Raw genomic sequence first — 25680 nt, forward strand, 5'->3', positions numbered from 1 at the left:
TAATTATTTCTAATTAAATTTAAAACTACCAGTTAATCATGTTGTTTGGTAAACCGATCTTCAATAACAGGAGGTCGATTTACTACAACGTGAAATTAACTGGTAGTTTTTTACATTTCTAGACTAAATATAATACTTTTAACTGGTAGTATCTCATTAATCATATGTAGTTAGACTAAACATAATTCTTTTAACTGGTAGTATCTCTCTAACCATATATATTTAGACTAAGTATAGTACATTTTACTGAAAGAGTTAATTAAAATAGATCTTCTTCAGTAGTTGTTGTCTTGGTTAGTTCTTCTTCGATATAGCCAACTTCATCAGTAGCTTCGTCTTCGTCGCGTGTATCGATATAGATACTAATAAGCGCTAGAGCGCCCTGTTCATTAAGAGTTGCAATAGCACTCATAGGACCATATGTCAAAATGAGACCATCTTCTTCATCACGAATGATATGAGGAACCGCATCAAAATGTTGATTCATTAATTGATCAAAATAATCCTCTACATCGAGGCCACTTTCAAGAGTGATAGATTCTGCATCGCCTTTTTGGAACACAACGCGAGTGTCTTCATCGATATATTGATAGAAATCATCTACATCAACATTGGCTGTTTCAAGCCACATGCTAAGTGCTGTGAGCCAGTCTTTTACAGTTGTAGGAGCCGAAATAAAGGCATACTCTCTTTCATCATCACCAAAGCGAAGATCATCATACTCAATACTATAGTTTTCCTGACTAGATACAATGCGGTCTACGAGGCCCTCATCATTTACGTCTACAAAAATCATATACACGTAATTATCGCCGCTTTCATAAGAAACAGTCAAACCATGACGGCCCTCGTGAAATAAAGAATCCTCCTCATACACATCGGTAATGTGCATCACCTTACAGGTAACAGGCACATTGTCTGCCTTGATAGACTCAGCCATAGATGACAAGAACTCAATCGTTTCATTACGATTGCGCCCAATAATACCACGACCAGTAGACATGTATTCGCAGTCCTCTGCCAAGAAAGATTCGATACCGTGAATATCTGCGGATTCAAGAATAGATTTTATCAATAAAAGAGCTTGTATTTCAGTCATACTACGCCTCCAATACGCTGTAATAATTACTGCTACTATTGTAACATAATTATTGTAACTAATACGGCTATTCTCTTGATTTTCTCCCTATTTATCATATACTTATAAAGTACATATTGATTTAACACCGGAGGTTCCCATGAAATATACAACCATCGTTTTTGATTGCGACGGCACATTGCTCGATACGGCTACAGATTTAGCGAATGCTGTAAATCATGTATTACGTACACATAACTTCCCTGAAAAGTCTCTAGCAGAGGTAAAGGCAGCACTTGGTAATGCAGTAACGTACTTGATGCGTCAATGTTTACCAAGTTCTGTATCAGATAATGAATTAGAGCCATACATTGAAGAGTTCAAAGCTTACTATGGTGAGCATTTAAAAGATACAACAGCTCCTTACCCAGGCATCCTAGATATGCTTGATGTATTACGTGACCAAGGTTATAAATTAGCCATCGTATCTAACAAAATCCAAGAAGGTGTTACACCTCTAAATAAAGAATACTTTGGTGATCGCTTACCTGTTGCCATCGGTGAAAGACCTGGGTTACAACGTAAACCAGCACCAGACATGGTACTCCAAGCCTTAAAAGAACTAGGCTCTACACCAGAAGAATCTATTTATGTAGGTGACTCTGAAGTTGACGTAGCTACTGCGAAAAACTCTGGCCTACTCTGTATTGGTGTTACATGGGGCTTTAGAGAAGAATCTCTCCACCAAGAATTAGGCGTAACACATATTGCCCGTAAAGCAGAAGATATTTTAAGCATTATTGAAAAGTTAAATAAATAATGTATACAAGGATTCATAGTATATACGAAGATTCATACGCTTTACGCTAAAGTTAATAACATCAATATACTATCTATCCATATTAAAATTATGGTCACCAGCCTATAACAAATTCATATAAATCAATCGATTTATGAGCTTAAACCGCAGAAAAATAGGAATTAAAACATTATAATTCCTATTTTCTGTGTTTTTTCTTTTATTTTCTTTCTTTTAATAAAATTTTCACGCTATGCATTTTTAGCATTCTTACTATCTTATTTCTATTGCTCCAAAAATGTGATATATGTTACATTTATATGGCAGTGCTTTCACATAGCTACCATATCAATTCAATAGCTAGTGTATTGAATTAAAAATGACAGCATAAAATCATGTGAATCTGTTACTGTATAGTTGTAGTTAGTTGTCCCCCACGGAGAAATGAGGAACACATGGAAAATGAAGTAAGAAAAGTTCAAATGAGTGAAAATGTAGCAGACCCTACGAGCTTGGGCCTACTTGGTCTAGCTATTGTATGTTTTGTAGTATCTACATCCCGCGTTGGTTGGTCTGGTCCAACCACATCCGTTATTATCCCTTGGGCTGTTTTATTAGGTTCTTTGGCCCAATTAATGGCAAGCTATTTTGATTTCAAGAAAAATAATCCATTCGGATCCGTTGTATTCGGTGCGTACGGTTTATTCTGGTCCGCAATGGCTGGCGTTTGGTTAACTCAAATGGGCTCCTTCGGTCCTGAAATTCAAAAAGGTTTCGATGTAACACAATTGGCATTCGCTTTTGTGGGCTTCTTAATCTTCTCTATCTTTGGTACTATTGCAGCTTTAAAAACAAACAAAGTTGTATTCGCTATTATGATACTTATCTGCTTCCTATTCTTCGGTCTATCAACAGACCTCTTCCTAGGCGGCAAAACAGGCTTCTTCGCTCTTGCAGCATGGTCTGAATTATTCATCTCTCTATTGGGTTTCTACGGTTCCGGTGCGGTACTTGTAAACAAAGTATTCGGCAAAACTGTATTCCCTATGGGTAAAAGCATTCTGTAATATTTTACTAACTATATAAATTACTTGCACGATAAAAGAGGTTCCTATAAGTCACTACTGTGACTATTAGGGACCTCTAATTTATTTACTTTTACGTTCCACATAGCTATATTGAACTTAAGGCCTATAAATGGGTCCATTCTTAGCTAATCTTATAGAGATTGGCGGTGAGGTTTCCATAAACTGAATCATTAGTATGATATAATATTATTTTGTATACTAAGTTATGTATTTGAAAGGAGGAAAATATAATGCAACAATCATGGAAAATTGCATTTGCCTACATAGGTGTTATTGTAGGTGCAGGACTCTCGAGTGGACAAGATCTTCTACAATATTTTATAAGTTTTGGCCAAATAGGTCTTATTGGTGTTCTATTACTAGGTCTATTAAATGCCGCATTTGGTAAAATCATGCTTTCTTTGGGGAGCTACTATCGTGCAGACAATCATGAAGAAGTTTTTACACAGATTTCCCATCCTATTATTACAAGAATACTTGATTTTGTACTAATCGCTGGTAGTTTTATTATGGGCTTCGTTATGATAGCCGGTGCAGGATCAAACTTAGAACAACAATTTGGACTTCCTTTTTGGGTTGGCGGATTAATTTGCTCACTTTTAATCATAACCGTATCATTTATGGACTTTGACAAAATAACTAGTGTTCTAGGTGTTTTTACTCCTATCATGATTGTTATGATATTCATCATTACAGGCTACTCATTTATTGGTAAAAGTCATGATTGGACTACATTAGAGGCTTTAGCCCACACAATCAAACCAGCCACAAGCAATGTATGGTTTTCTGTCATTAATTATTATTCTCTATGTGCTATGACAGCTGTTTCTATGGCCTTTATTTTAGGTGGTTCTGTTGTTCGTATTGGTATTGCTGAAAAAGGTGGCACTCGTGGCGGCCTATTAGTCGGATTAGTTGTTTTTATAGCTGCTATCTCTATTTTTGCAAATCTAGATACCGTAAAAGATGCAGATTTGCCGATTCTTGCTATTGCCAATCAAATTCATCCTTGGCTAGCATATATATATGCAATCACAGTATTTTCACTTATTTTTAATACAGCATTCTCTCTTTTTTATTCTATTGCTAGACGTTTTGCCAACGGCAGCACAAAAAGAATGAGAATTATTATTATTTCTGTAGTAATCATAGGGTATATATGTAGTTTCTTTGGTTTTAAAGATTTGATTAGTATCCTCTACCCAATTCTCGGTTATATGGGACTATTACTCCTGATTATTCTTATTTATGGCTGGCTCCGTGATCGTAAAGATATCATTATGGAAAAATTCTTCCGAAGAAAGATGCTCCATTTATCATTAAAAAAACATAGTCCTCACAAAAATCTTTCAGAAAAAGAACGTGAACTATTCCATACATTAGGTGATATTAGTCAAGCAGATACAAAATCTCTTAAAGAAGATATTCATAATGAAGCAAAAGAAATACTTTCAAATACGGAAACAGTTCAAGAGCTAAAAGACTATGTGGAAGAGCATCTCTCAATAGACGAAGAAGTTATACATCAAAATATCAATATTCTACAAGAACAACAGGAAGAATCAAAATCAACTGAATCTTCTAAAGATAGACCTATCAAAAAGTCCAATATAAATAACCATGAAGTAAAATGAATAACGAGGAAATAATGACAGGTGTGGAATTAGAAATTATACTAAAAGCTGGAAAAATACTACTTAGTAGTGGCGCCGAAATCAGTCGTACAGAGGATACTATGAACTACATAGCACGAGCTATGAATTTTAAAGATTTAGAAGCCTACGTATCCAATAGAGGTATTTTTGCAACGGCTAAGAAAGCTGATGGAACTGAAATTACTCGTATTTATAACGTTCCTGAAGTCGATATTAACCTCAGTAAAATTGAATCTGTTAATGCTCTCTCCCGACGTATCACACAAAAAAATATTACTATTGAGGAGATTGAAAGTGAACTTAATCAAATTGATACCATGTCAGACTATTCTTTTTTTTGGAGATTAGTAGCTTATACAATAGGAGCTTCTGGCTTTAGCTATGCAATTGGTAGTTCAATAACAGACTCTATAATTGCAGGTATTATAGGCTTAATATTAGGCGTCTATATGTGTACGATTAAAAGAATACTTAACTCAGATGTATTAATCACTATTTTAGGTAGTATTCTTATCGCCTTATTGGGTAATCTCTTTATCCACTTTGAATTAGGCTCCAACCTATCAGTTATATTACTAGGAGCCATGATTGACATTGTTCCCGGAGTTCCTTTCGTCAATGCTATCAGGGAGTATAGTCAAAATAATTATAATACAGGAATAACCCTTATGATGGGCGCGTTACTTACCTGCATTTCCATGGCTGTAGGGGTCGCAGTAGTACAATCACTACTCTTCAACACACAAATGATTCCCCTTTATACATCTAATTTAGATACTAATTCCTTAACCTCTATGTTTATGCGTAGTATAATGGCTGGTATTGGTACTACAGCATTTGCAATCTTATTCCGTGTAGCTAAACAACATTTTATCGATTGTACAATATTAGGATTCATCTCATGGTTCTTGTTCTTAACATTATCTTCACTACAGTCTAATGTTATGCTCTCCATATTCATCAGTGGTTTTATCATCGCCATAGCATCAAGAATATTGGCTGTTAAACGAAAATGCCCTGCTATAGTGTTCCTAATGACTAGCTTATTCCCTTTACTACCAGGGCTCAGCTTTTATCGATCCATTTATTATATGCTAATGGGACAAGAAACTATTGCCATTAGCTTCGCAAAAGAATCCTTTTTGATAGCTTTTACAATTGCTATATCTATCGCAATTGTAAAACATATAAAACCACCACTAATCCCAAAAAAACACTTATAAATAATATAACCCTATAACAAATTCATATAAATTACTTGCCCGATAAAAGAGGTTCCTATAAGCCAATACTATGACCATTAGGAACCTCTTTTATTTATAACTATATTGTGCTAATTAGATATCACTTATTTATAACTAAACTGTGCATCCATAATCATTTGGCGTAACTGCTCAATGCGAACACCATTGGGAAGCTTATCTCTATAAAACTGCAAATTATAATAATAACGAGTTTCTTCATAATCAGTAACTAATACCATATCCGTCCTATTATGTAATGGCCAGCCATACATAAATTCGGCTAGCAAACTACGCACACCATCATTATTGACCTCTATTACATCATGCTTAACAGGCAATACCATCTTAACTGTAGGTTCAGGAACCGTCCTATCTTTAACAATCTCATTAACCTCAGCATCTAACGAGGAACTCGTACTATCGATAGTTCTAGCCTTTACATGCATAAATACCCCATCAGAGGTTCTAAACGCCCTACCATCAATGTCCTTTGTTTCACCCTGCGTTTCAATAGCATCCTTTAACACTCGGAATTGATACGGTCCATAAAACTTTGTATCTGTAATAGCATCTAATGCCGCATCATATTGACCATTATGTACATTCGTAACACGTATAACAGGCTTTATATCGCTAGCTTGTGAAAGCATTGGTACGGCTAAACACAAGCCTAGACTAAGTAATGTAATATAACGTTTCATATGATTCTCCCTCTCCCTAAAAACTATTATCTTATTTGTATTGTAACATAATTAATCTATTCCATTATAATAGTTACAAAACGAAAGAGGTTCCTATTGGTCACCTAGGTGACTATTAGGAACCTCTAATCTATTTACTTTTATTATTGACAACACTATATTGAACTTGAGGCCTCTAAATGGGTCCAGCCTTTGCTAATCTTCTAGAGATTGGCGGTGATCAATATGAGTACATTCAAAGTATTATCATTAATGATTTCCTTTGGTATACTTGTAGCAACCATTATCATGGCAGCTAAATGAATTGACCTCTAGCTAAAGCTAGCTTTTCACGGCATTAGGCTATGAAAAAAGGCCCGACTGTGAAGTCAGACCGTTTCTTCAATATTAAAACTTAGAAGCGAAGTCTGGCGACCAAACCATTTATGCCTCACTTTGATATAAATTATATCATATCTAAATAGGGAAAGGAATCGAAGAATTCCTTTCCTTATTTTCAATTATAAATGTTTATGGTGCATACGATAGTGACTTATATCATCGACAAGATATAGTATCAATTGATATACTGATAATATATTACTACTGGGCTGACGGATTCGTAGAATTGACTACATGCACAGTAGCACACATCGTGTGATAGCCGACCGTCTGGGCAAGCTTTTGTTCAGGCGGTCTTTTTTTATTTTCTTATGGCAAATAATACTGTACAAAGTTTTAATCATCTCACCTATATGAAAGGAGTTTTCTTATGAGAAATCGCTGGCTTATTGCTCTAGCTGCCATTGGTCTGCATATATCCATCGGTAGTGTGTATGCATGGAGCGTGCTCACACGACCTATTATGGCAGATATGGGCTTTACTATGTCACAAACAACATGGACCTTCTCCCTAGCTATCCTGATGCTTGGATTATCTGCAGGCTTTTTAGGATCTTTTGCAGAAAAAATAGGTCCCAAGAAAAGCGGACTTCTTTCCATGTTATTCTGGGTGGCAGGCCTATTAGGTACTGCTTATGCACTTAGTGTCCATAATCTTACCTTACTCTATCTATTCTATGGTATCATCGGTGGTATCGGACTAGGTATTGGTTATATAACACCAGTATCTACGCTCGTAAAATACTTTCCTAATCGCCCAGGATTTGCTACGGGATTAGCCATTATGGGTTTTGGATTTGCTTCACTCATTGCAGGACCACTTATGCAATTCCTCGTAGCTCAAGTTGGATTAGTAAATAACTTCATTATCCTCGGTGTAATCTATCTAGTGGTTATGGGCGCCTCTTCTCTCTATTTGAAAGCACCTCAACCAAAACAACCACCTCGAACTACGAAAGATAAATCCACTATGTACGTTCATAACCATGGCTTGCTAGCTAATGATGCTATGAAAACTTGGCAATTTGGTGCCCTTTGGTGGATTTTCTTTATTAATATTACCTGTGGTATAGGTCTTCTATCCTTAGCATCCCCTATGGCACAAGAAACCATTGGTATGACACCTGCAGCGGCTGCATCACTAGTTGGTATCATCGGTATCTTCAATGGTGGAGGTCGCATTGCGTGGTCTACTATTTCCGACTACTTTGGCCGTGCACAAACTTACATACTATTCTTTATTATACAAATCATCGCATTCTACGTACTTGCCGAAACCAATAATGCTCTAACATTCCAAATTTTAATTCTTCTCATTATCACCTGCTATGGCGGCGGATTCGCCTGTATGCCAGCATATCTTGCAGACCTCTATGGCATACGCCAACTCTCCACTATTCATGGCCGCATTCTAACCGCTTGGGGATTAGCTGGTATAGTTGGTCCTATGCTCGTGTCATACTTTCACGAAGCAGGATATGGCTATACTACAGCCTTAGTATGCTTTGCTCTTCTATTCGTATTAAATGCAATTATTGCTATAATCTTAAAAATATACGGCAAACGAGGTCTGCATAACTGATACTTAATTCTAGTACTATAAAATTGTAAATGAATTATCACCACCAAAATCCCCCAAATTAATTACAAATCTAAAGAGGTTCCTATTGGTCACCCAGGTGACTATTAGGAACCTCTAATCTATTTACTTTTATTATTGACAACACTATATTGAACTTGAGGCCTCTAAATGGGTCCAGCCTTTGCTAATCAACTCGAGGATTGGCGGTGAGAGAACGCATGAAAAAAGGCCCGACATAGAAGTCAGACCGTTTCTTCAATTTTAAATTACTAGAAGCGAAGTCTGGCGACCAAACCATCTATGCCTCATTTTAATATAAATTATATCATATCTAAACAGGGAAAGAAATCGAAAGATTTCTTTCCCTGTTTTAGGATGTAAGTAATAAATACAGATTTAATCTAATTCTACTTCTTCATATCTACAATTAATGAACTCCCCAAGCTCATTAAAATCCTCAATATAAATTTCATTCTTATTGTGGGTTCTAAACATTAAACTATAACCTTCACCGACAAGTTCTCTCCATATATAAATTTCTTGACAAAATACATTTTTTGCTACATGAAAACCTTGAGGTAAACTTAAAAGATCTTCTAGTTCCAATGCATTATCAATTCTATTCTGTAATTCTTCTTGCTTCATATCTGTCCCCTTATTAAAAGACAAAATACTATCATAGTTCATAAAATAATAATTATTATAAATGTAACAATTAATAACTAACATTATTGCGTTCTATTATACTAACATAACAGCTTTTGCACTTTATAGCGTATTTTATTGAAGGTTGTAAATTATAGTATGAACATAAATAAAATTTAATTAACCTCTTTTGTTTACTGCCATACCTCTCATCATATTTATTCCCAGAAAACTTGGGAGTAAGCTTATAATAATAAAATCCTCTATTATTACTTACAATAGATATGTATAAGTCCTCTTCGAACTCAAATAAATATGAATCTAATGGATATATTTCTGCTAATTTAATAGCATAAATTAACCTCAGCTCTTCAGATATCTCTTTTAGATCTATTATTCTATATATTTCTAATAAATGATTGCCTTCTGGCATCTCTGACTCATAGACAACTTTATAATTTACTAATCCTGCCTTAGATAGATAATTTTCTAGCGACAAGTTCTTTTCAAAAAGATTGAAATCAAGATAGTCTATAATATAATCATCTATATGAGCTAATAATAGGTGATGATCTAACTTGATAAAGTTATTTGGAATAACTCTTGGATTAATGTCAATATCCACTAATTTATAGTTAAAGATATTTATCCATTCAAAATAGTTAGGGTATTCTTTTTTAGACCATTTCCTAATTTCCCTTACTTCACATTGACCAAAAACACCAGGATTCTTAAACATTTCTACTACAGAAACCATTTTATTTTTAAATCAATAGTAAAATAATGCTGTTGTTCAATGCTTGTCGAAAGAGTACGAATTATACAGTTGAATTCTTCAACCTGCCATGGTTCACAAAAGAACATGAACATTGGAGCCCTTTCATATTCTCTGGCGCCCCCATATGATTCATCTGTAGCTTTATAATTACCATATGTTATAAAACAAGGAATATTACAACTAGTTAATACCTCATTAACCCTATTTTCCCAGTCATTAAAGTTTCTATCTTCTTCATGATCTTGATATGCAATAGGTAAAATATAAATATATTTTTTCCTACATATTGGCTAATCATTTTCAAAATATTATTTTGAACAGTGCTAATACTTTTCATGTAAATATTCCCCCTTTTCTATTATCATTATATCTTTTCATATGAGTATTAAATTTCTCATATAAAAATCTCCCTAGTTGCTATCATATTACAACTAAGGAGATTTTTACTTATGTATATATCTTTTACAATTATTATTAAGATATGATCGAATTATAATAGTCGATTACATCCTTAAGGTTTATATATTCTTCACGAATATATAGACCATCAATATGCTGTCTATCAACATGCACAACGGTTTTCCTTACATCAGATGTAGGTATCACTAAAGCGCTTTTAATAATGGCATTTTTATATTTACCTCGTAAATAATAATAATAAAATGCTTGCTTATAATTAAAAGAATTCACATCATTAGTAAAATATTTAGAATCAAATAATAATATTAATGGTTGCTCTGTATTTATGCTGGTTTCATAGTAATGATCAAATTGAATAGAGAATCGGCTTTTCTCACCTGATTCTCGTTGCTCTATATCCATGCTATTGGGTTTTATAATATTTAGCTTACAAGATTGCTCTTCCTTTGTAATTTCATAATCATCGCCCAAAATTCGTGTGTGTTTAGATAAATACAAATGTATCATACGTTCCCAAACCAATTCGAAATACAAGGTTAAGAATTTAGATGACTTACTTCGATTACTTTTCCATTGAAAGTATCTGATCAACGATTTCAATAATAATCGTTCATAATCCTTAAAAAGCCGACCACAGAATGTTTGCAATTTAGCAATACAAAAATCATACTCATCAAATATAGGATTATAAAATTGACGCTTATACGGATGAATATCATCTAATAAAGTTTGAAAGGTGTTATAGAAATCAAATAATACGTAATCCATACATTCCGTAATAAAAATTGACTCATCATATTCACAATTAACTACAAACGGAGAGTATATAAAATTTCCATCACTTAATAAGGGACGAATCGAATTTATTGTTTGATGCCAATTAATATGACCTTTATAACCTTTAACTGTATCTCTTAATTGACGATGATATAAACCAAACTCTAAATAATATGTAAGAATATACTGATAAGCATCTATTGGTATCGTATCAGTTAATTGTCCTGGTTCAACACCATATAGCTCTCTATCTCGCTTTATAATATGCAATATATCTTTCATATCTTGCAATACTTTTGATTTCTCATCTCTCAAAGTTACTTTATCAACATGATAGTGCTTAGGAAAAGAAAGCAGAATATTATCTTTTTTTACTACCATACCAACGAAAGAACATTTTAATTTCTCATTATATCGATCACAGTATGAGTATATATCCCACTTTCGGCAAAATGATTCTGTCAATTCGTTGCCATCATTAATAATTTCAAAATGATAATCTAATACATCATTATTCATTTTATAAGTTTCCATATGCTTGTTTTACAGCTTCACTTAAAATATTCTTTTTATGCTTAAATGTTGAGTATAACTGACTAAAGGATTTAATACTATCATCAAAAAGACTAGCACCAGTATAAGAAACACGTTCAACATCTTGCCATAAATAATGTAACAGCTTATCAGCAACTTGTTCGCGATTTGCATCATCAGCAACTTGTTCGCGATTTGCATCATCAGCAACTTGTTCGCGATTTGTATCATCAGCAACTTGTTCGCGATTTGCATCATCATCGCCTTTATCCTTTAAGAAGAAAGGCCCTAATTGCTTATCTTCAGCTAATCCTAAATCATTTATAATGATATGATTAATAGCTTGATATAGTTTTACCCACTCATATGTATCAGAATTTGTAAATTGAATATCAAAATTGTTAACATATTCATCATCTTTGTTATCGACAAGAATAGGATCTACACCAATATATTTGAAATCAAATCTTCGTTTAAAAGCAGTATCAATAACATTAACATTTTGGTCACTCGTATTAACGGTCCCTATGATATGTAAATTTGATGGAATAATAATTTTGTGGCCTGCTTTTATTACGCCATTCAATATAAGGTATTCATAAATGGATTTATTGTTAATACCATACATGCTTTTACCAGTATCATCTCTATCCAATAGCTGGAATATATCACCAAAAATACTAGCAATATCACCGCGAGACATTTCCTCTAAAATAAGATAAACATCAATGTTTCTATCTTGAGTTCTCAATGCTGTACATAATGCAGTTGTAAATATTCCTGGAACAAATTCATAGCTAACTTTTCCTTCTTTTGTTACAGGCATAATATTACCTACAAAATCAAAGTAGGAGTAATCACGATAAATAGTAGTACGAAAAACATAAGGATTATCATCATACTCTGTATATCCTGGATAACTTTCCTTTATTAATGAAGCTATCCTATAACTTTTACCAGTACCTGGTGCACCATAATACATAACTTGTAATGGATATACTCTTTTCTTTATTGGTAAAAATATTGTACTGTTTTTTATATAAGAAACTAATTTAGGAATATTCTTAATAATAATATCCGCTTGAGTATCAGCGATTGAAGCAAGCCCACCTTGAAGATTTAACTGACTTCCATCATTAAACCAACCATTAATTTCAGAAAGACTTATTGGGTGATCAAATTTATGTACACACCGTAACACAGCTTTATTAATTTGTGAGTCAGGTAGATTCAAATAATCAACAATTTGAAAAATACAAGATACTGAACCAGCAGGTTGATTAGGCCCTTCTCCTGAATTTTTATTATAGCCTAAACCAAATCTTCCAATTTCTATGTTCTTTTCAGTTACATAATTATATGTAACATTATCACCAACCTCAAGTTGATACCAAGAAAAGCCAGATTCCTCGAAATTCGCGGTTGCTCTCCATAGCAAACGCTTTTCATTTTTTTTATTATTAGCTGCATTTGTTTGTTTTGAGTTTTTTTCTATTACTTTTTTTCTTTTTTCCTTCCAATAAGGTTGAGCTTTTTCCCTAATATCTTTCTCAACATTTAAGGTTGATATATCTAACTCTTGACCTTTTTGTGTTAATAAAATACGACTCTTTTTGCCTTTGCCCTCACGACTTAAAAGCTCTAAAAACTCTAACTCTTTAATTGCAAGACTAAATCTTTTACTAAAATCCTTATACGGTTTTCCTGTTTTTCCTGAGGCATATATAGCTTCAGCGTATTCAGCAATATATGGATCTATCTTAATCATTTGAGAGCATATTTCTGCTGTCGTTAATGGACTACTCGATTGACTAAGTACCTTTAAAATAGGTTTTATTAAATAAGAAACTCGTTCCTCTGTTGCTAAAGTGTCAATATACCCCATGTTGTCCCCCGCAGTATTTCAATAAAATAAATATACGAAAAATTAAAACTTAACTATGTTACTAATATTTTAGCATAGATTATTTTGATTATGAAGTTATCATGAATATCTTAGGAAATATAGAAATATAGTACTGAAAATAGAAAAGTTCCTAATAGACAAATTAATGACTATTAGGAACCTCTAATCTATTTACTTTTATTATTGACAGCACTATATTGAACTTGAGGCCTCTAAATGGGTCCAGCCTTTGCTAATCTTCTAGAAATTGGCGGTGAGTGAACGCATGAAAAAAGGCCCGACATAGAAGTCAGACCGTTTCTTCAAATGTTTTACTTTAGAAGCGAAGTCTGGCGTCCAAACCATTTATGCCTCACTTTGATATAAATTATATCATATCTAAACGGGGAAAGAAATCTAAGGATTTCTTTTCTTATTTTATTTATAGACTGTTTTGACTAAATAATCCAAACATCACCATCATACAGATTACCAGTAGACGATAATTTTACATCAGTAATTAATCTACGTAATTGTGCTTTACTATATACACCATTATCTAGCCGGTATTGGATTGTATTTACATACTTATGACTTTCATCATAAGTAATAAACATCAATATCCCCTTTTGATTATCTAATTCAAAATCTAGTAATAAACCAGGCACACCATCATTCCAAACATAAGTATGGAGTCCCTTTGTTATCATTTTTGCTCCCGGGATACCAAAAGGCTCTGCTGACTTATTATCAAGCTTATTTAATATACGAATCTCATCAACTGTACTAAATAACCCTTTTTTAGTTTCATTATTAGGTTCAATACGAATCTGTTGATTTGTATCTTTATCAATTGTAAAGGTTACACCGTCTATTTTTTCATTTAGTTTTTTATCTTTTACAGCTGTTTTAGGTACTCTAAAAGAATATGTTTTATATGTCTCAACCTTGCTATAGGCATCTAAATCTTGAAGAGAATGAATTGAGGGTAATACATAGTTAGCCATTATTTTATTAATATCATTGGATGTGACTAGCTTCGTTGCACGCGGATACAGGATTACATTATACTCTTGATTTGGATGTTTACTCAGCTCAAATTTTAAACCAATAATCTCCATCTCAACAGCCCCTCTAAGTGTTGTCTTTCTCAAAGAACTTTTACTTAGGCCATCATAATTAAAAACAATATCAGTTTTATCAGTAGTGTTTGGTGTTTTATTTTCAATAATACCTGCAGCAATCATAGGTGATTCTACTAAATAATGAGCATTTGAATTAGGAAAATCAGTTATAGCCTCTTTCTGTATCGCACTAAATGGAAGTGTAACTGATAGTCCACCATCATTATTATGTAAATTCACAATTGTATTACCGTCAAATTGACGACGCTTAATAGAATATAACTCATTTTTAAAGGATTCAACTTCAGAGTTATTAATATCAGTACCAAACTCTTTAGGTATTCCCTCTTTTAGAATAATCGAATCTATTATCTTTCGAGTTTCTACATCATAAGCACTCTTAATTTTCTCAGTCCTATAAAGTCCCTGTTCATAAACATCCTTAGCAATAGTTGGATCTGCACCGGGAATATTCACATCAATAGCATAACTAGATACACTAACAGCGCTCAATACAATAACACTTAATAATAATTGTTTTAACATATACATCTCTCCACAAAATAGTAATTTTAACTGTATTGTAACATAATAAGAACACAATTATGAATACGATTACAAAATGAAAAAGGTTCCTATTGGTCACCTAGGTAACTATTAGGAACCTCTAATCTATTTACTTTTATAACCTGAAACACTATATTGAAATTGAGGCCGCTAAATGGGTCCAGCCTTTGCTAATCAACTCGAGGATTGGCGGTGATCAATGTGAGTACATTCAAAGTGTTATCGTTAATGATTTCCTTTGGCATACTTGTGGCGACCATTATCATGGCAGCAAAGTGATTGACCTCTAGCTACAAGCTAGCTTTCTAATCGTGGCATGAAAAAAGGCCCGACATAGAAGTCAGACCGTTTCTTCAATTTTTCTTATTAGAAGCGAAGTCTGGCGACCAAACCATTTAAGCCTCACTTTGATATAAATTATATCATATCTAAACAGGGAAAGAAATCGAAAGATTTCTTTCCCTGTTTACGTTCCCACAATCACATTTCGTAAATAAATAGACTCGCTTATTCAACAAGACTTATGCCTTCAATACTTAACAGGAAAACTAGTTTAACAGCTATAAATGTAATAATACTATTCTAGCATCTGTTCTACTGCCGTTACAATAGATTCTACTACATGTAATCGCTCTTTAATAAATATATCATCTATAGAATTAATATTACTAGGTATTGATTCTGCTATTGCAACTTTAATTTCATTTTTTAAACTATCAGTTAAATCGGTTCCCACTGAGCTTGCTAAAGACTTTAATTTTTCTGACCATTTCTTATTTCCTCTAAAAGCACTACTTTCGATATTAAGATAAAACTTTGATAGTAATAAATCTTTATAAAAATTAGGTTTAATTATATCCTCAAGTTCTGCTTCTCTGCTTCCAGGTCCACCGATATATTTTATACATTGCTCTTTTATTAATTTACGTTCAATAGCTTTACGTCCTTCAGAATGTCCGGCACTATCATTATCCAAAACAACAAACACCTTACACATTGATTGGTTTAACTCCCCTATTGTATGACATAAATTTGATGCAGACCCCATATATTTGATTACAAAATGATTATTATTTAATGAATTTCTGATTTTAGAGCTTAATGTGGACAATAACTTGCTCAACACTATCTGGTCTGTTTTACCCTCTACCAATAATACATTTGATGTATTTTGTAAATTATCTTCTGGCATTACACCCAATATAGATCTTATTTCTTCTATACTATGCGCAATACGAGCCTTACCTGAATCAACAATAATATTACCTTTAATATTATTCCGCTGTACAAATAAAGGATTATGTGTTGTAATTATCACTTGACTTGAATTTGAAATTTCATGTATAACCTCTACTAATTCATGTATCGCCTCAGAGTGTAAGTGTGATTCTGGTTCTTCAATAGCAACAATAGAAACTCCATTAAAAATTTGTAAATCTTTTAAAATGGCTAATGTTACAAGACTTTTAATTCCCTCACCTTTATGAATTATATTGGTCTCTACACCATCATCTAACATCAAGTGAATATCAGGTGACCAATAATATGGATTATATCGATCTATTTCACTCTTAATATTAACAGAGTTTAATTTTGGAATGAACTTTAATAATGATGGTTTTAATTGACTAGCAATATCATTCAATACTTTTTCTTGTATCTCCTCTATCTTCTTTACTGCATTCTCATACTCTTCATTATAAGGAGACTGTGTTAAACGCTGTATAACAATATTTCTAAGTACATTTATAGCCATATTTTCTGTTCGAATTGCACTAATATAATTGAACTTTATTTTACTAGAAATAAATCTTGCAATTTCTGATGATTTCTTCTTATATTGTGTACCATGCTGTTTTTTTACTTCTATATTTGCTTTATTATTTTCATCATAGGTAATTCTTATCCGAATAATACCATTTACCTGTAATCCCAACTCATCCCGAAACTCCAGAATTTCTTCATCATTTAATCCAAATTCCAATGTAAATATAGATTCTCTCCCAATCTTCCTATCCCTATACTGAAACGGGAAATCCCTAGCCCAATCATAGTTAAGATCTCTCCTAGAATTTGCTCTTGATAAAATAGTATTACGCCTATGTCCATGTTTTAGCAGTGTCTCCATTGCTATATTTAAAGCTTTCAGCAAGTTAGATTTACCTTCATTATTTTTTCCTAAAAGAACATTAAAACTTTGTAAATTAATATCACTTTGGCTTGCAATACTTCTATAATTTCTAACTGAAAATTTATTAAGTTTCATATTATAACTCCTTCAATACTTGGGAACAGTGTAAGTTAGGTGAAGTTGTTACGATAAACCCAAAAACTGAATTACCTGACGAATTTAAGTATGTTGACTTAGAATCTGTTGTGGGAACAAATTTGTTAGGATTTCAAGTTATTAAAAAGGAAAATGCACCTTCTCGTGCTCAACGCTTAGCCTCCTATGGCGATGTTTTTTATCAAACAGTAAGACCTTATCAACGTAATAATTACCTATTCGAAAATGTTGATAAAGACATGGTGTTCTCTACTGGATATGCGCAGTTACGATCTAAATTAGACAGCTATTTTTTACTTACATTAGTTCAGAATGATAATTTTGTTAAAGTAGTTTTAGATAATTGTACGGGTACAAGCTATCCTGCTATTAACGGAAGTGAACTAGGGAAAATTATAGTTCAAATACCTTCAAATGAAGCAGAAGCTAATCAGATTGGTAAAGTTTTTAGAGGAATAGATAAATCTATTACCCTTCATCAGTAAAAGCCATTTCTACAAAATAAATCTCAAACTAATCCAGCCATCGACCGCATCACCAGATCAATATCTCTATTTTCCATTTCTTGAATTATATGTATATATGTTTTCTGTGTCGTCGTCATACTCGCATGACCTAAACGTCTTGCAACACTTGCAATCGAGACTCCTGCAAAAAGCAATAGTGATGCATGTGTATGTCGTAATCCATGAATTGATATGACTGGTATTTCTAATTTTTTACAATATCGTTCTAATACACCATTTATTGTTGAGTTGAATACACGACCATTTACAAATATAGGCTTATCATCTGGTAAGCCTTTAATCAGTTCTGAAAACTTTATAATAGTTTGCCAATCAAGCTGTATTTTTCTCACTGAAGATTTATTCTTTGTTGGTAAGAATCCGCCATCACCTTTATAATCCCACGTCTTATCTACAATCAATGATTGATGTGAGAAGTCAAAATCTTTTGGAGTTAATGCTAAAGCTTCTGAAAATCTCATTCCAGTTTTTGCTATTATCAATATCAACCAATCCCAATTAATTTCTGACGTCAATTTTAAATTTACTAATAATGTATGTAATTCAAACTGATTCAGATATTTAATCTTCTTAATTCTTGGTGGCCTACCTTTTATAATAGCCTTTCGAGTTGGATCCCTATCAATTAAACCTTCATCCACTGCATCTAATACAGCTGCTTTTATTTGATGATGAAAGTCCATCGTTGTTTGTCGTTCATGAAACTCCGCATAATCATTTAATAGTTGTTGATATGATATCCTATTTAATTGTGAAAGCCTAAGTTCAGGGACTAATCGCTTTAGCCATAGTAGCGTTATCTCATATTTTCGCATTGTTACATCACGAATCGCACCTTCTTTATAGATATGTATCCATTTTTCATAATAAATATAAAATAGTTCGGACTTTTCCTCTATTGTTAACATAGTTTTACCCCACCATTTACGCTGTTCCCACATAGAAATGGCTCTTGCTGATGAAGGGTAATAATATGATCAACGTTATTCAAGAAGCTACTAATTATATTTTGCTCTTGAATACTTGGAACTAAAAGTTCATATTTTAACATATCGGAAACTTTTAATACTTTATTTCGACCTGCGCCACCTGGCGATGATAATTCGAGATGATGTTTAAATCTTTTATCCATTAAAGTATGTTTAAAGAAATTAATTGCCAACTCACTATTAGGTTTGAACTGAGGAAATCTATGAGAAACTAATTTACCTTGATCTTCATCATTTGTTACCGCTAGTGCACGTTCCCAAGCAAATGTAATATTTAGTATAAAATTACCTGCTTTTACCCTATACATCTCTGTAGTTTCTAGCTCATGACCAGCATCTACATAAGTGTGAAAGGTTCCTTTACAATGACTTCTTAATCCTAATCGCCAATATCCAGAATCTGGTGTATTTACTTTGTCCTCATATTTTGTAAATAAAGACTCTAACTTACGCTGTTCCCAAGAACACAAAAAGAGGTAGAAAAGCCCTATTTGGTCTTTTCTACCTCTTTTCCTTACATTTTGACGCCTAATAGGGCTAATTGTTCGGCTATTTCTTTTTCAAGTTGTGCAATTTCTTGGTTATCTTGTTCAATCATACGATTGATTTCATCAAGATCAAGTTCTTCTTCTTCCTCAAATGTATCTACATATCGAGGAATATTTAGATTATAGTCATTATCTTTGATTTCTTCGATAGATGCAACGTGTGCATATTTATCAACATCTTGTCTATTTCGGTATGTTTCAATAATTTTAGTAATATTTTCTTCGCTTAAATTATTTTGATTTTTACCTTTTTCAAACTCATTGCTAGCATCGATAAATAGTACATTACGTGTCGTGCGATTTTTCTTAAATACAAGAATCGTTGTAGGGATACTTGTACCATAGAACAAGTTCGCAGGTAAACCAATTACCGCATCAAGGTAATTCTTTTCTATAATAGTTTGGCGAATTTTACCTTCTGCCGCACCACGGAATAGAACACCATGAGGTAAAACGATTGCCATTGTACCTTCATTGTTTAGGTGATATAAGCTATGTAATATGAAAGCATAATCTGCTTTAGAGGCTGGTGCTAATTTACCATATTCACTAAAGCGTGGATCTTTAAGTTTACTTTCATTATTATCCCATTTGGCAGAGTATGGAGGATTCGCTACAACTGCATCAAAGGAACGTGGTCTATCGATACCATCACGATCAGGCCCATCTGGCCAATCACTTTCAAGGGTATCAGCATTATTTAGTGTCATATTATTATAGGTAACACCATGCATCATCAAGTTCATACGAGCCAAGTTATATGTTACCGTATTTAGTTCTTGCCCATAAAAGCTAACCGCACCTTGACGAGATCCATCAGGCAATTCATTACGAACCGTCAATAGTAGTGATCCAGAACCCATTGTTGGGTCATAGACTGTGAAAGTATCAGTTTGAGATTCTATATTTCCAGTAACAATTTTAGCCAAGATTTGACTAACTTCATGTGGTGTGTAGAATTCCCCACCTTTTTTACCAGCATTAGCTGCAAATTTACCAATCAAATACTCATAGATTTCACCAAGAATATCTTTACCGTTTTCATCTTTATACTCAATTTCATCAATTTTAGTTACGACTGCATTTAAAGTCTTAGTTCTACCTGCTGTTGTGGATCCAAGCCCAGAGTCACCAAGATTGATATAGTTAAAAATACCTCTAAAATCTGCTGTAGCTTCTTTATTAATTTCAGCATTCTTATTAAAGTTTTCGAATAATCGTTGATAATCACTCGGAATAACAGAACCATTATGAATACTTTCAGTTAAAGAAGCCCATGTATCCTCAGGATTAATAGCATATCCTAATGTACCTGCAATATCAATTAAACAAGCTTCTAAACCTGCATCTTCAATAAGCTCCTTATATGCGTCATTAACAGATTTTCCATCTGAAATATCAACCAAGTCATTATTAACTAAGTACTCTTCTTGATGGATGGAAAGATATTTATAGAATAAAAATGGAAGAATATAATCTTTGAAAGAGCTTGCATCCATTGTGCCACGCAAATCGTTGGCAATAGCCCACAATTGGCTTGAAATATTCTGTGCTTTTGATTCTGCCATACAAAATCTCCTTTATTTATACAAACATCTGTTGAAGTAATGCTTTTTTCTGTAATTGTAAGTGATCCAACTTACGCTGATGAAGGGTGATAAGACTCTGTAGGCTCGAGAAAAAAACTCCTATTCTTTCTTGTTCTTCAATATTTGTGCTAATCATATACTCGACATTTACAAGCTGTGAAACCTTAATACTCGGTTGTACCGCAACCATTGCAATTCGTTTTGCCTTATATTGATTATCTTCATTTGAAAACAATGCATACAGGTATTCAGGAAGGAAGTTTTCTTTTGCTCTAAAAGCTACTATGTTTTGTGCAATTGCTGCTTCTTCTCTAGAGTCCATTAGACTTACAAGACCTATACTTCCGACAGTAGTAAATAAAATATCATCTTTTTTAATATAAGCCCTTAGGTTAGTATTAAAAACATCATCACTAAGATATTTCTCAACTTTTGAATAATCTGGATATACTCCACCAAGAGCTGCTACTTCAATAAGTGGATGTGCCCCATTTTCGTCTAATGGAGGAGTTTTCCCTCTATTGTCTACAGCCTTATCAACAAACTCTGACAACTTACGCTGTTCCCAAGCATCAGTAAATCCAGGGAAACGAAGTTCAGGATATCGTTCTCCATTTTTTGGAAAAAGTTTCTGAAGTAACGCTTTTTTCTTTAATTTAAGATTATCTAACTTACGCTGATGAAGGGTAATATTTTTATCAAGACTTACAATAAATTCTCCTATAAGCTTCTGCTCCTCTAAAGTTGGACATAATATCTGCTCCTCAAGGAATTCCTTAGTAGTTAAATTAGACATCATTCTAGATGCTTTAGTACAACGACGTAAAATAGGCCCCATTATAGGCTCATATTTTATTAGATCTTTCCAGAAATTTATATCTAGATTAATTTTCGGCGTAAAAACATCAAAAATATGTGAAACGATACCATCTCCAATAGTATTTTCAACAAATCTACCATATCTATATTCTTTATTAGTATGTCCTTCAAAAGCAATGTCACCTAATTTAAAAACATTATACGTTTTTAAATATTCTTCAGATCCCACTGTAACATCCTTTTTAAAATACATATTAGCAACAGATATAATTTTATCTATACCATAAGTTAAATCATTTTTTTGACCAGCACGTTCATATATTTCACCAAACTTACGCTGTTCCCAATCTTCCGTAAATCCTGGAAAGCGTAATTTAGGTACTCTCCGTTTTTCTTTACTCATCATAACCTCTCTTTCCCTTTATCATAACAACACTACCTTTCATTAACATAAGAATCTGCAAATTTATATAAAGCCGCTACAAGTTCATTACCATATTTAATTTTATTAAGGCTTACAATATCCGCATCTTGTGCTTTTGCTTGATATTCCGCACGTGCATCTTTTTTTAGCTTACTAATTCTACCAGTACTATCTAAATCCTGTTTACCAGCCGTATGTCGAGAAAATAGTTCTAATATTTCGTCATTACTAATAACATCAATAATCCCCCATTTTAAGCGAAAATCGAAAAGATCATCTTTCACAATCATTGTATTTACATCTTCAATAACTTCCAAACTAGTTAACTTTACAGGATATTGGATATCTTTTCCTTCTGGTGGATACGTACCTTTATAAATTGCATCAACCGCATTATTAATTTGTTTTGCATATTGACGATCATCTAAAGCCATTGCAAAATCATTAATTTTTTCACGATAATCCGCAGCTGCATCCATACGTTCTTCATGAACAGCATTCATTAATGCTTCGATTAATTCAGTAAGATAGTCATAGTTAACACTAATTTGTTTTACATGTATCATACGTAGTTCAATTTGAGCTACTGGTACATCATGATTTTTAGCAATACGTTCTTTCAAGTCGTTATACAGAGATGTAGTTAACACTTCTTCTTGTTCAGGTGTCATCCCAAGTAATGTAACAAGTTCATCTGGATTATCATAGTCAAATCCGATGTCTTCTCCATTAACAACATCTGGATCATATTGTTTTAGCTTTGACATTCCAGCACTATATGTACGCATAAGGTTAAACATTTCTTCCTGCTTAGCTTCACTAGCAGGAACCTCTGTAAAGTTATCCGTCATATCTGCAAGACGATCTACCACTTGTTTTACTTCTTCAAATTGTTCTTTAAAAGGTTTTGCTAAAACACCAGTATCAACTAATACCTTTGTATCTACTAATGTGTCTTGTACATCAGCGGAGTGCTTGTTCGCATAAATACTCAAAGCTCGATTCATGAGTTCTTCGTTTTTAGCTGGCCATCTGTAATTGACTATACGACCCCATGGCTTCCCTTGATTATCGGCAATACGATTTGTTCTTGAATAAGCCTGAATTAACATTGCATCTTTTAATGTACGATCCACGTAAAGTGTATTTAGCTGCGGTGCATCAAAACCAGTCAATAATTGATCCACAACAATAACAATATCTAAATATTCCCCATCTTGTGCTGTACGATTTAAACGTGTTGTTAAGTCTTGAGTGTAACCTGATACATCATCTAGTCCAAAGCTCGTACCAAACATTTTATTGTAATGTTTCATAGCGCGTAATAAACCATCATTTGTAGTTAATTGGTTATCACTATTATTAGTACTCATGCTGAAAGTAATACCTACTTTTAACGTAGGTAGCCTTTGTTCTTGGCGTTCTTGATTCACTCGTTCAAATTCTTCAAAGTACATCAATGCCATTGGTGTGCTTGGTTTATTTCCACCAACATGTGTCGTAAGCATAGCGTTATAAGCACCATCATTAGAGCGATTTCTCCAATTTTTAAAGATATCTTCTACAACCAACTTTACGTGATCTTGATTATTATCATAGAAACTTGGTTCTATCATATCATCCATATCATCATCAGTAAGATTAGCAATCTTTCGTTCAATATCGAGTTCATTCCAATTAGGATATTTCTTTGCATAGAACTTCGGTAAGTATTCAAGTTTCATTTTGTCTTCTGCAATCGTAGTTTCGAAATCTACCTTGAAACCTAATACATTTTTATCTGCAATTGCTTCGCGAATAGTATACGCATGTAACAACTTACCAAAGACCTCATGTGTTTTAGTACCTTTTTTACCGACCACCTTATCAAACATAGGTGTTCCTGTATAGCCAACCCAAGCAGCACCTTTGAATACTTTTTGTAAATCCTCGAAGCTTTCACCACCGGTAGATCTATGAGCCTCATCGACAATAAATACAAAGTTTTTCTTCGGTACCACAAAGTCTTTACGATTAATGAGGGTATTTAATTTTTGTACAGATGTAACAATGATGCCATACCCTTTTTCATTTAATTTTTTCTTTAATGCCGAAGTATTTTCCGTCCCACCAACAGTATCGAATTGTTTACCATCAATATCAATAGAACCTTCAGGGTCATACGCCTTATAATTTGCTTCAGTTTGTTTCGTTAACGCGATACGGTCAACGACGAATATCACCTTATCTACATTTGGCATGCGACTTGCCAGCCACGCAGTTTTGAAACTAGTAATCGTTTTACCAGAACCTGTAGTATGCCAAACATAGCCCAGTTTATTAATTGGTAAATCAAAATCAGCACGTTTTAATTCATTTAAAACTGCTTTTGTGGCATACACTTGGTAAGGGCGCATAACCTTAAGCATTTGTTTATTCTTGGTACCATCAAGAATGGTAAATAATGTAGACATTTGATGCGCCATGGGTATGCTAAGGAACATATCTGCAAAGGTAGTCCAATTACGAACAACCTTATTATCATTAGGATTTTGCCATTCAAACGCAAAATCTTTATTAAATAAATCAGCGGTAGTATTCGCCATATATTTAATTCGATTTGGAGTCATTGCGACTAGAATTTGAACTGTTGAGAAAATATCACCGTACTGTTTTTCCTGAATATATTGATGCATTTGATTTAATGCTTCATCTACAGAATGTTTTACAGATTTTTCCTCAATTTGGATAATTGGCAAGCCATTAATGAGTAGTGTTGTATCAAAACGACGTTCTGGGCGACCTGCTATTTGTGGTTCTCTCTTAACTTGGCTAACCACTTGGTAAACAGTATTACCTGCCCCAATTTGTTTTTGATCAAATACTGTTAAAAATACATGGCGGCCATCATCTAGGTCGACCTCTACTTGGGATACACCATTGATACCATATAGGAACTGTCCTGCTTGATATGGAGTGTATAGTTCATTAATTACCTTTTGAACTTGTTTAAATTCCATATCACTTAATGGTTGTGTCAATTGATTTTGATTCAATTGATATAAAATCTTGCGGAAATTCTCCCAAAGAGCCTCTGTTGTTTTTATAGTTGGCTCATATTTCCAAAGTTTACTTTTATAAACCTTCATATTACCATAAGCATCTATTGTATCGCCTGTTTGTTTTGTATTAGCTGTATTAATAACAATCCCAGTTGATAATTGCTCAATTAATTTATTTTCAAATTCTAGCTCTGTCAT

The 25680-nt window shown here is 33.4% G+C and carries 21 protein-coding genes and 1 riboswitch; of the genes, 8 read left to right on the plus strand and 13 right to left on the minus strand.

Annotation, left to right across the window (positions count from 1 at the left end):
• Positions 1–259: 259 nt before the first annotated feature.
• Entirely contained in the window at positions 260–1099 is an 840-nt protein-coding gene (locus KH109_RS01885; protein ID WP_295215181.1) for a hypothetical protein, read from the minus strand.
• Positions 1100–1238: 139 nt separating this feature from the next.
• On the opposite strand from KH109_RS01885, the gene KH109_RS01890 reads away from it, so the two are divergent.
• The 4 genes from KH109_RS01890 (at position 1239) to KH109_RS01905 (ending at position 5843) form a co-directional block, all read left to right on the plus strand.
• Positions 1239–1898 (plus strand): HAD family hydrolase, encoded by a 660-nt coding sequence (locus KH109_RS01890; RefSeq protein ID WP_295215184.1) that lies wholly within the window; start codon positions 1239–1241, stop codon positions 1896–1898.
• Positions 1899–2332: 434 nt separating this feature from the next.
• Positions 2333–2944: an acetate uptake transporter gene (locus tag KH109_RS01895; protein ID WP_295215186.1), complete on the plus strand. Its 612-nt coding sequence runs from the start codon at positions 2333–2335 to the stop codon at positions 2942–2944.
• A gap of 251 nt (positions 2945–3195) precedes the next feature.
• Positions 3196–4599 (plus strand): hypothetical protein, encoded by a 1404-nt coding sequence (locus KH109_RS01900; RefSeq protein ID WP_295215189.1) that lies wholly within the window; start codon positions 3196–3198, stop codon positions 4597–4599.
• Positions 4600–4613: 14 nt separating this feature from the next.
• Positions 4614–5843: a threonine/serine exporter family protein gene (locus KH109_RS01905; RefSeq protein ID WP_295215191.1), complete on the plus strand. Its 1230-nt coding sequence runs from the start codon at positions 4614–4616 to the stop codon at positions 5841–5843.
• A 125-nt stretch (positions 5844–5968) separates the two neighbouring features.
• Here the strand turns inward: KH109_RS01905 and KH109_RS01910 are convergent, their stop codons facing one another.
• On the minus strand, positions 5969–6565 hold the full coding sequence (locus KH109_RS01910) for a hypothetical protein (protein ID WP_295215194.1): 597 nt from the start codon (positions 6563–6565) through the stop codon (positions 5969–5971).
• 252 nt (positions 6566–6817) lie between these two features.
• Here KH109_RS01910 and KH109_RS09755 point away from each other — a divergent pair, with 252 nt between their 5' ends.
• Both KH109_RS09755 and KH109_RS01915 read left to right on the plus strand, forming a co-directional pair.
• On the plus strand, positions 6818–6868 hold the full coding sequence (locus KH109_RS09755; RefSeq protein ID WP_353511575.1) for a hypothetical protein: 51 nt from the start codon (positions 6818–6820) through the stop codon (positions 6866–6868).
• Between the two features lie 273 nt (positions 6869–7141).
• A riboswitch (ZMP/ZTP riboswitch) is annotated at positions 7142–7229 on the plus strand.
• Between the two features lie 87 nt (positions 7230–7316).
• A complete protein-coding gene (locus KH109_RS01915; protein WP_295215197.1) occupies positions 7317–8528 on the plus strand; it encodes an OFA family MFS transporter in 1212 nt (403 codons plus the stop codon).
• 396 nt (positions 8529–8924) lie between these two features.
• On the opposite strand, the gene KH109_RS01920 is transcribed toward KH109_RS01915, so the two are convergent.
• The 5 genes from KH109_RS01920 to KH109_RS01940 all read right to left on the minus strand — a co-directional run bounded on the left by KH109_RS01920 (position 8925) and on the right by KH109_RS01940 (position 15237).
• A complete protein-coding gene (locus KH109_RS01920) occupies positions 8925–9173 on the minus strand; it encodes a hypothetical protein (protein WP_295215199.1) in 249 nt (82 codons plus the stop codon).
• Positions 9174–9243: 70 nt separating this feature from the next.
• The gene (locus KH109_RS01925) at positions 9244–9930 is read right to left on the minus strand and encodes a hypothetical protein (protein WP_295215202.1); all 687 of its coding nucleotides are present in this window, start codon (positions 9928–9930) and stop codon (positions 9244–9246) included.
• A 495-nt stretch (positions 9931–10425) separates the two neighbouring features.
• Entirely contained in the window at positions 10426–11667 is a 1242-nt protein-coding gene (locus KH109_RS01930; protein ID WP_295215204.1) for an LlaJI family restriction endonuclease, read from the minus strand.
• Position 11668: 1 nt separating this feature from the next.
• Positions 11669–13567, minus strand: a complete 1899-nt coding sequence (locus KH109_RS01935; protein ID WP_295215207.1) for an AAA family ATPase — start codon at positions 13565–13567, stop codon at positions 11669–11671.
• 458 nt (positions 13568–14025) lie between these two features.
• On the minus strand, positions 14026–15237 hold the full coding sequence (locus KH109_RS01940) for a hypothetical protein (protein WP_295215210.1): 1212 nt from the start codon (positions 15235–15237) through the stop codon (positions 14026–14028).
• A 249-nt stretch (positions 15238–15486) separates the two neighbouring features.
• Between KH109_RS01940 and KH109_RS09760 the strand changes: the two genes are divergently transcribed.
• Positions 15487–15537, plus strand: a complete 51-nt coding sequence (locus KH109_RS09760) for a hypothetical protein (RefSeq protein ID WP_353511575.1) — start codon at positions 15487–15489, stop codon at positions 15535–15537.
• 298 nt (positions 15538–15835) lie between these two features.
• On the opposite strand, the gene KH109_RS01945 is transcribed toward KH109_RS09760, so the two are convergent.
• Positions 15836–17524, minus strand: a complete 1689-nt coding sequence (locus KH109_RS01945; protein WP_295215212.1) for an ATP-binding protein — start codon at positions 17522–17524, stop codon at positions 15836–15838.
• Positions 17525–17646: 122 nt separating this feature from the next.
• On the opposite strand from KH109_RS01945, the gene KH109_RS01950 reads away from it, so the two are divergent.
• On the plus strand, positions 17647–18030 hold the full coding sequence (locus KH109_RS01950) for a hypothetical protein (RefSeq protein WP_363158394.1): 384 nt from the start codon (positions 17647–17649) through the stop codon (positions 18028–18030).
• Between the two features lie 23 nt (positions 18031–18053).
• Here the strand turns inward: KH109_RS01950 and KH109_RS01955 are convergent, their stop codons facing one another.
• Genes KH109_RS01955 through KH109_RS01975 form a run of 5 tightly spaced genes read right to left on the minus strand, consistent with a single transcriptional unit; the run spans position 18054 to position 25680 of the window.
• A complete protein-coding gene (locus KH109_RS01955) occupies positions 18054–18980 on the minus strand; it encodes a tyrosine-type recombinase/integrase (protein WP_363158421.1) in 927 nt (308 codons plus the stop codon).
• Entirely contained in the window at positions 18974–19531 is a 558-nt protein-coding gene (locus KH109_RS01960; RefSeq protein WP_295215219.1) for a restriction endonuclease subunit S, read from the minus strand. The genes KH109_RS01955 and KH109_RS01960 overlap by 7 nt, the downstream gene beginning before the upstream one ends.
• A gap of 44 nt (positions 19532–19575) precedes the next feature.
• Positions 19576–21177 carry a type I restriction-modification system subunit M gene (locus tag KH109_RS01965; protein WP_295215222.1) on the minus strand — a complete coding sequence of 534 codons (1602 nt, stop codon included), beginning with the start codon at positions 21175–21177 and terminating at the stop codon, positions 19576–19578.
• A gap of 16 nt (positions 21178–21193) precedes the next feature.
• On the minus strand, positions 21194–22423 hold the full coding sequence (locus KH109_RS01970) for a restriction endonuclease subunit S (protein WP_295215225.1): 1230 nt from the start codon (positions 22421–22423) through the stop codon (positions 21194–21196).
• A gap of 29 nt (positions 22424–22452) precedes the next feature.
• Positions 22453–25680, minus strand: coding sequence for an HsdR family type I site-specific deoxyribonuclease (locus tag KH109_RS01975; RefSeq protein WP_295215228.1), 3228 nt, complete (start codon positions 25678–25680; stop codon positions 22453–22455).

Origin of the sequence: Veillonella sp. (assembly GCF_018381775.1) — a bacterium.
Lineage (GTDB): Bacteria > Bacillota > Negativicutes > Veillonellales > Veillonellaceae > Veillonella.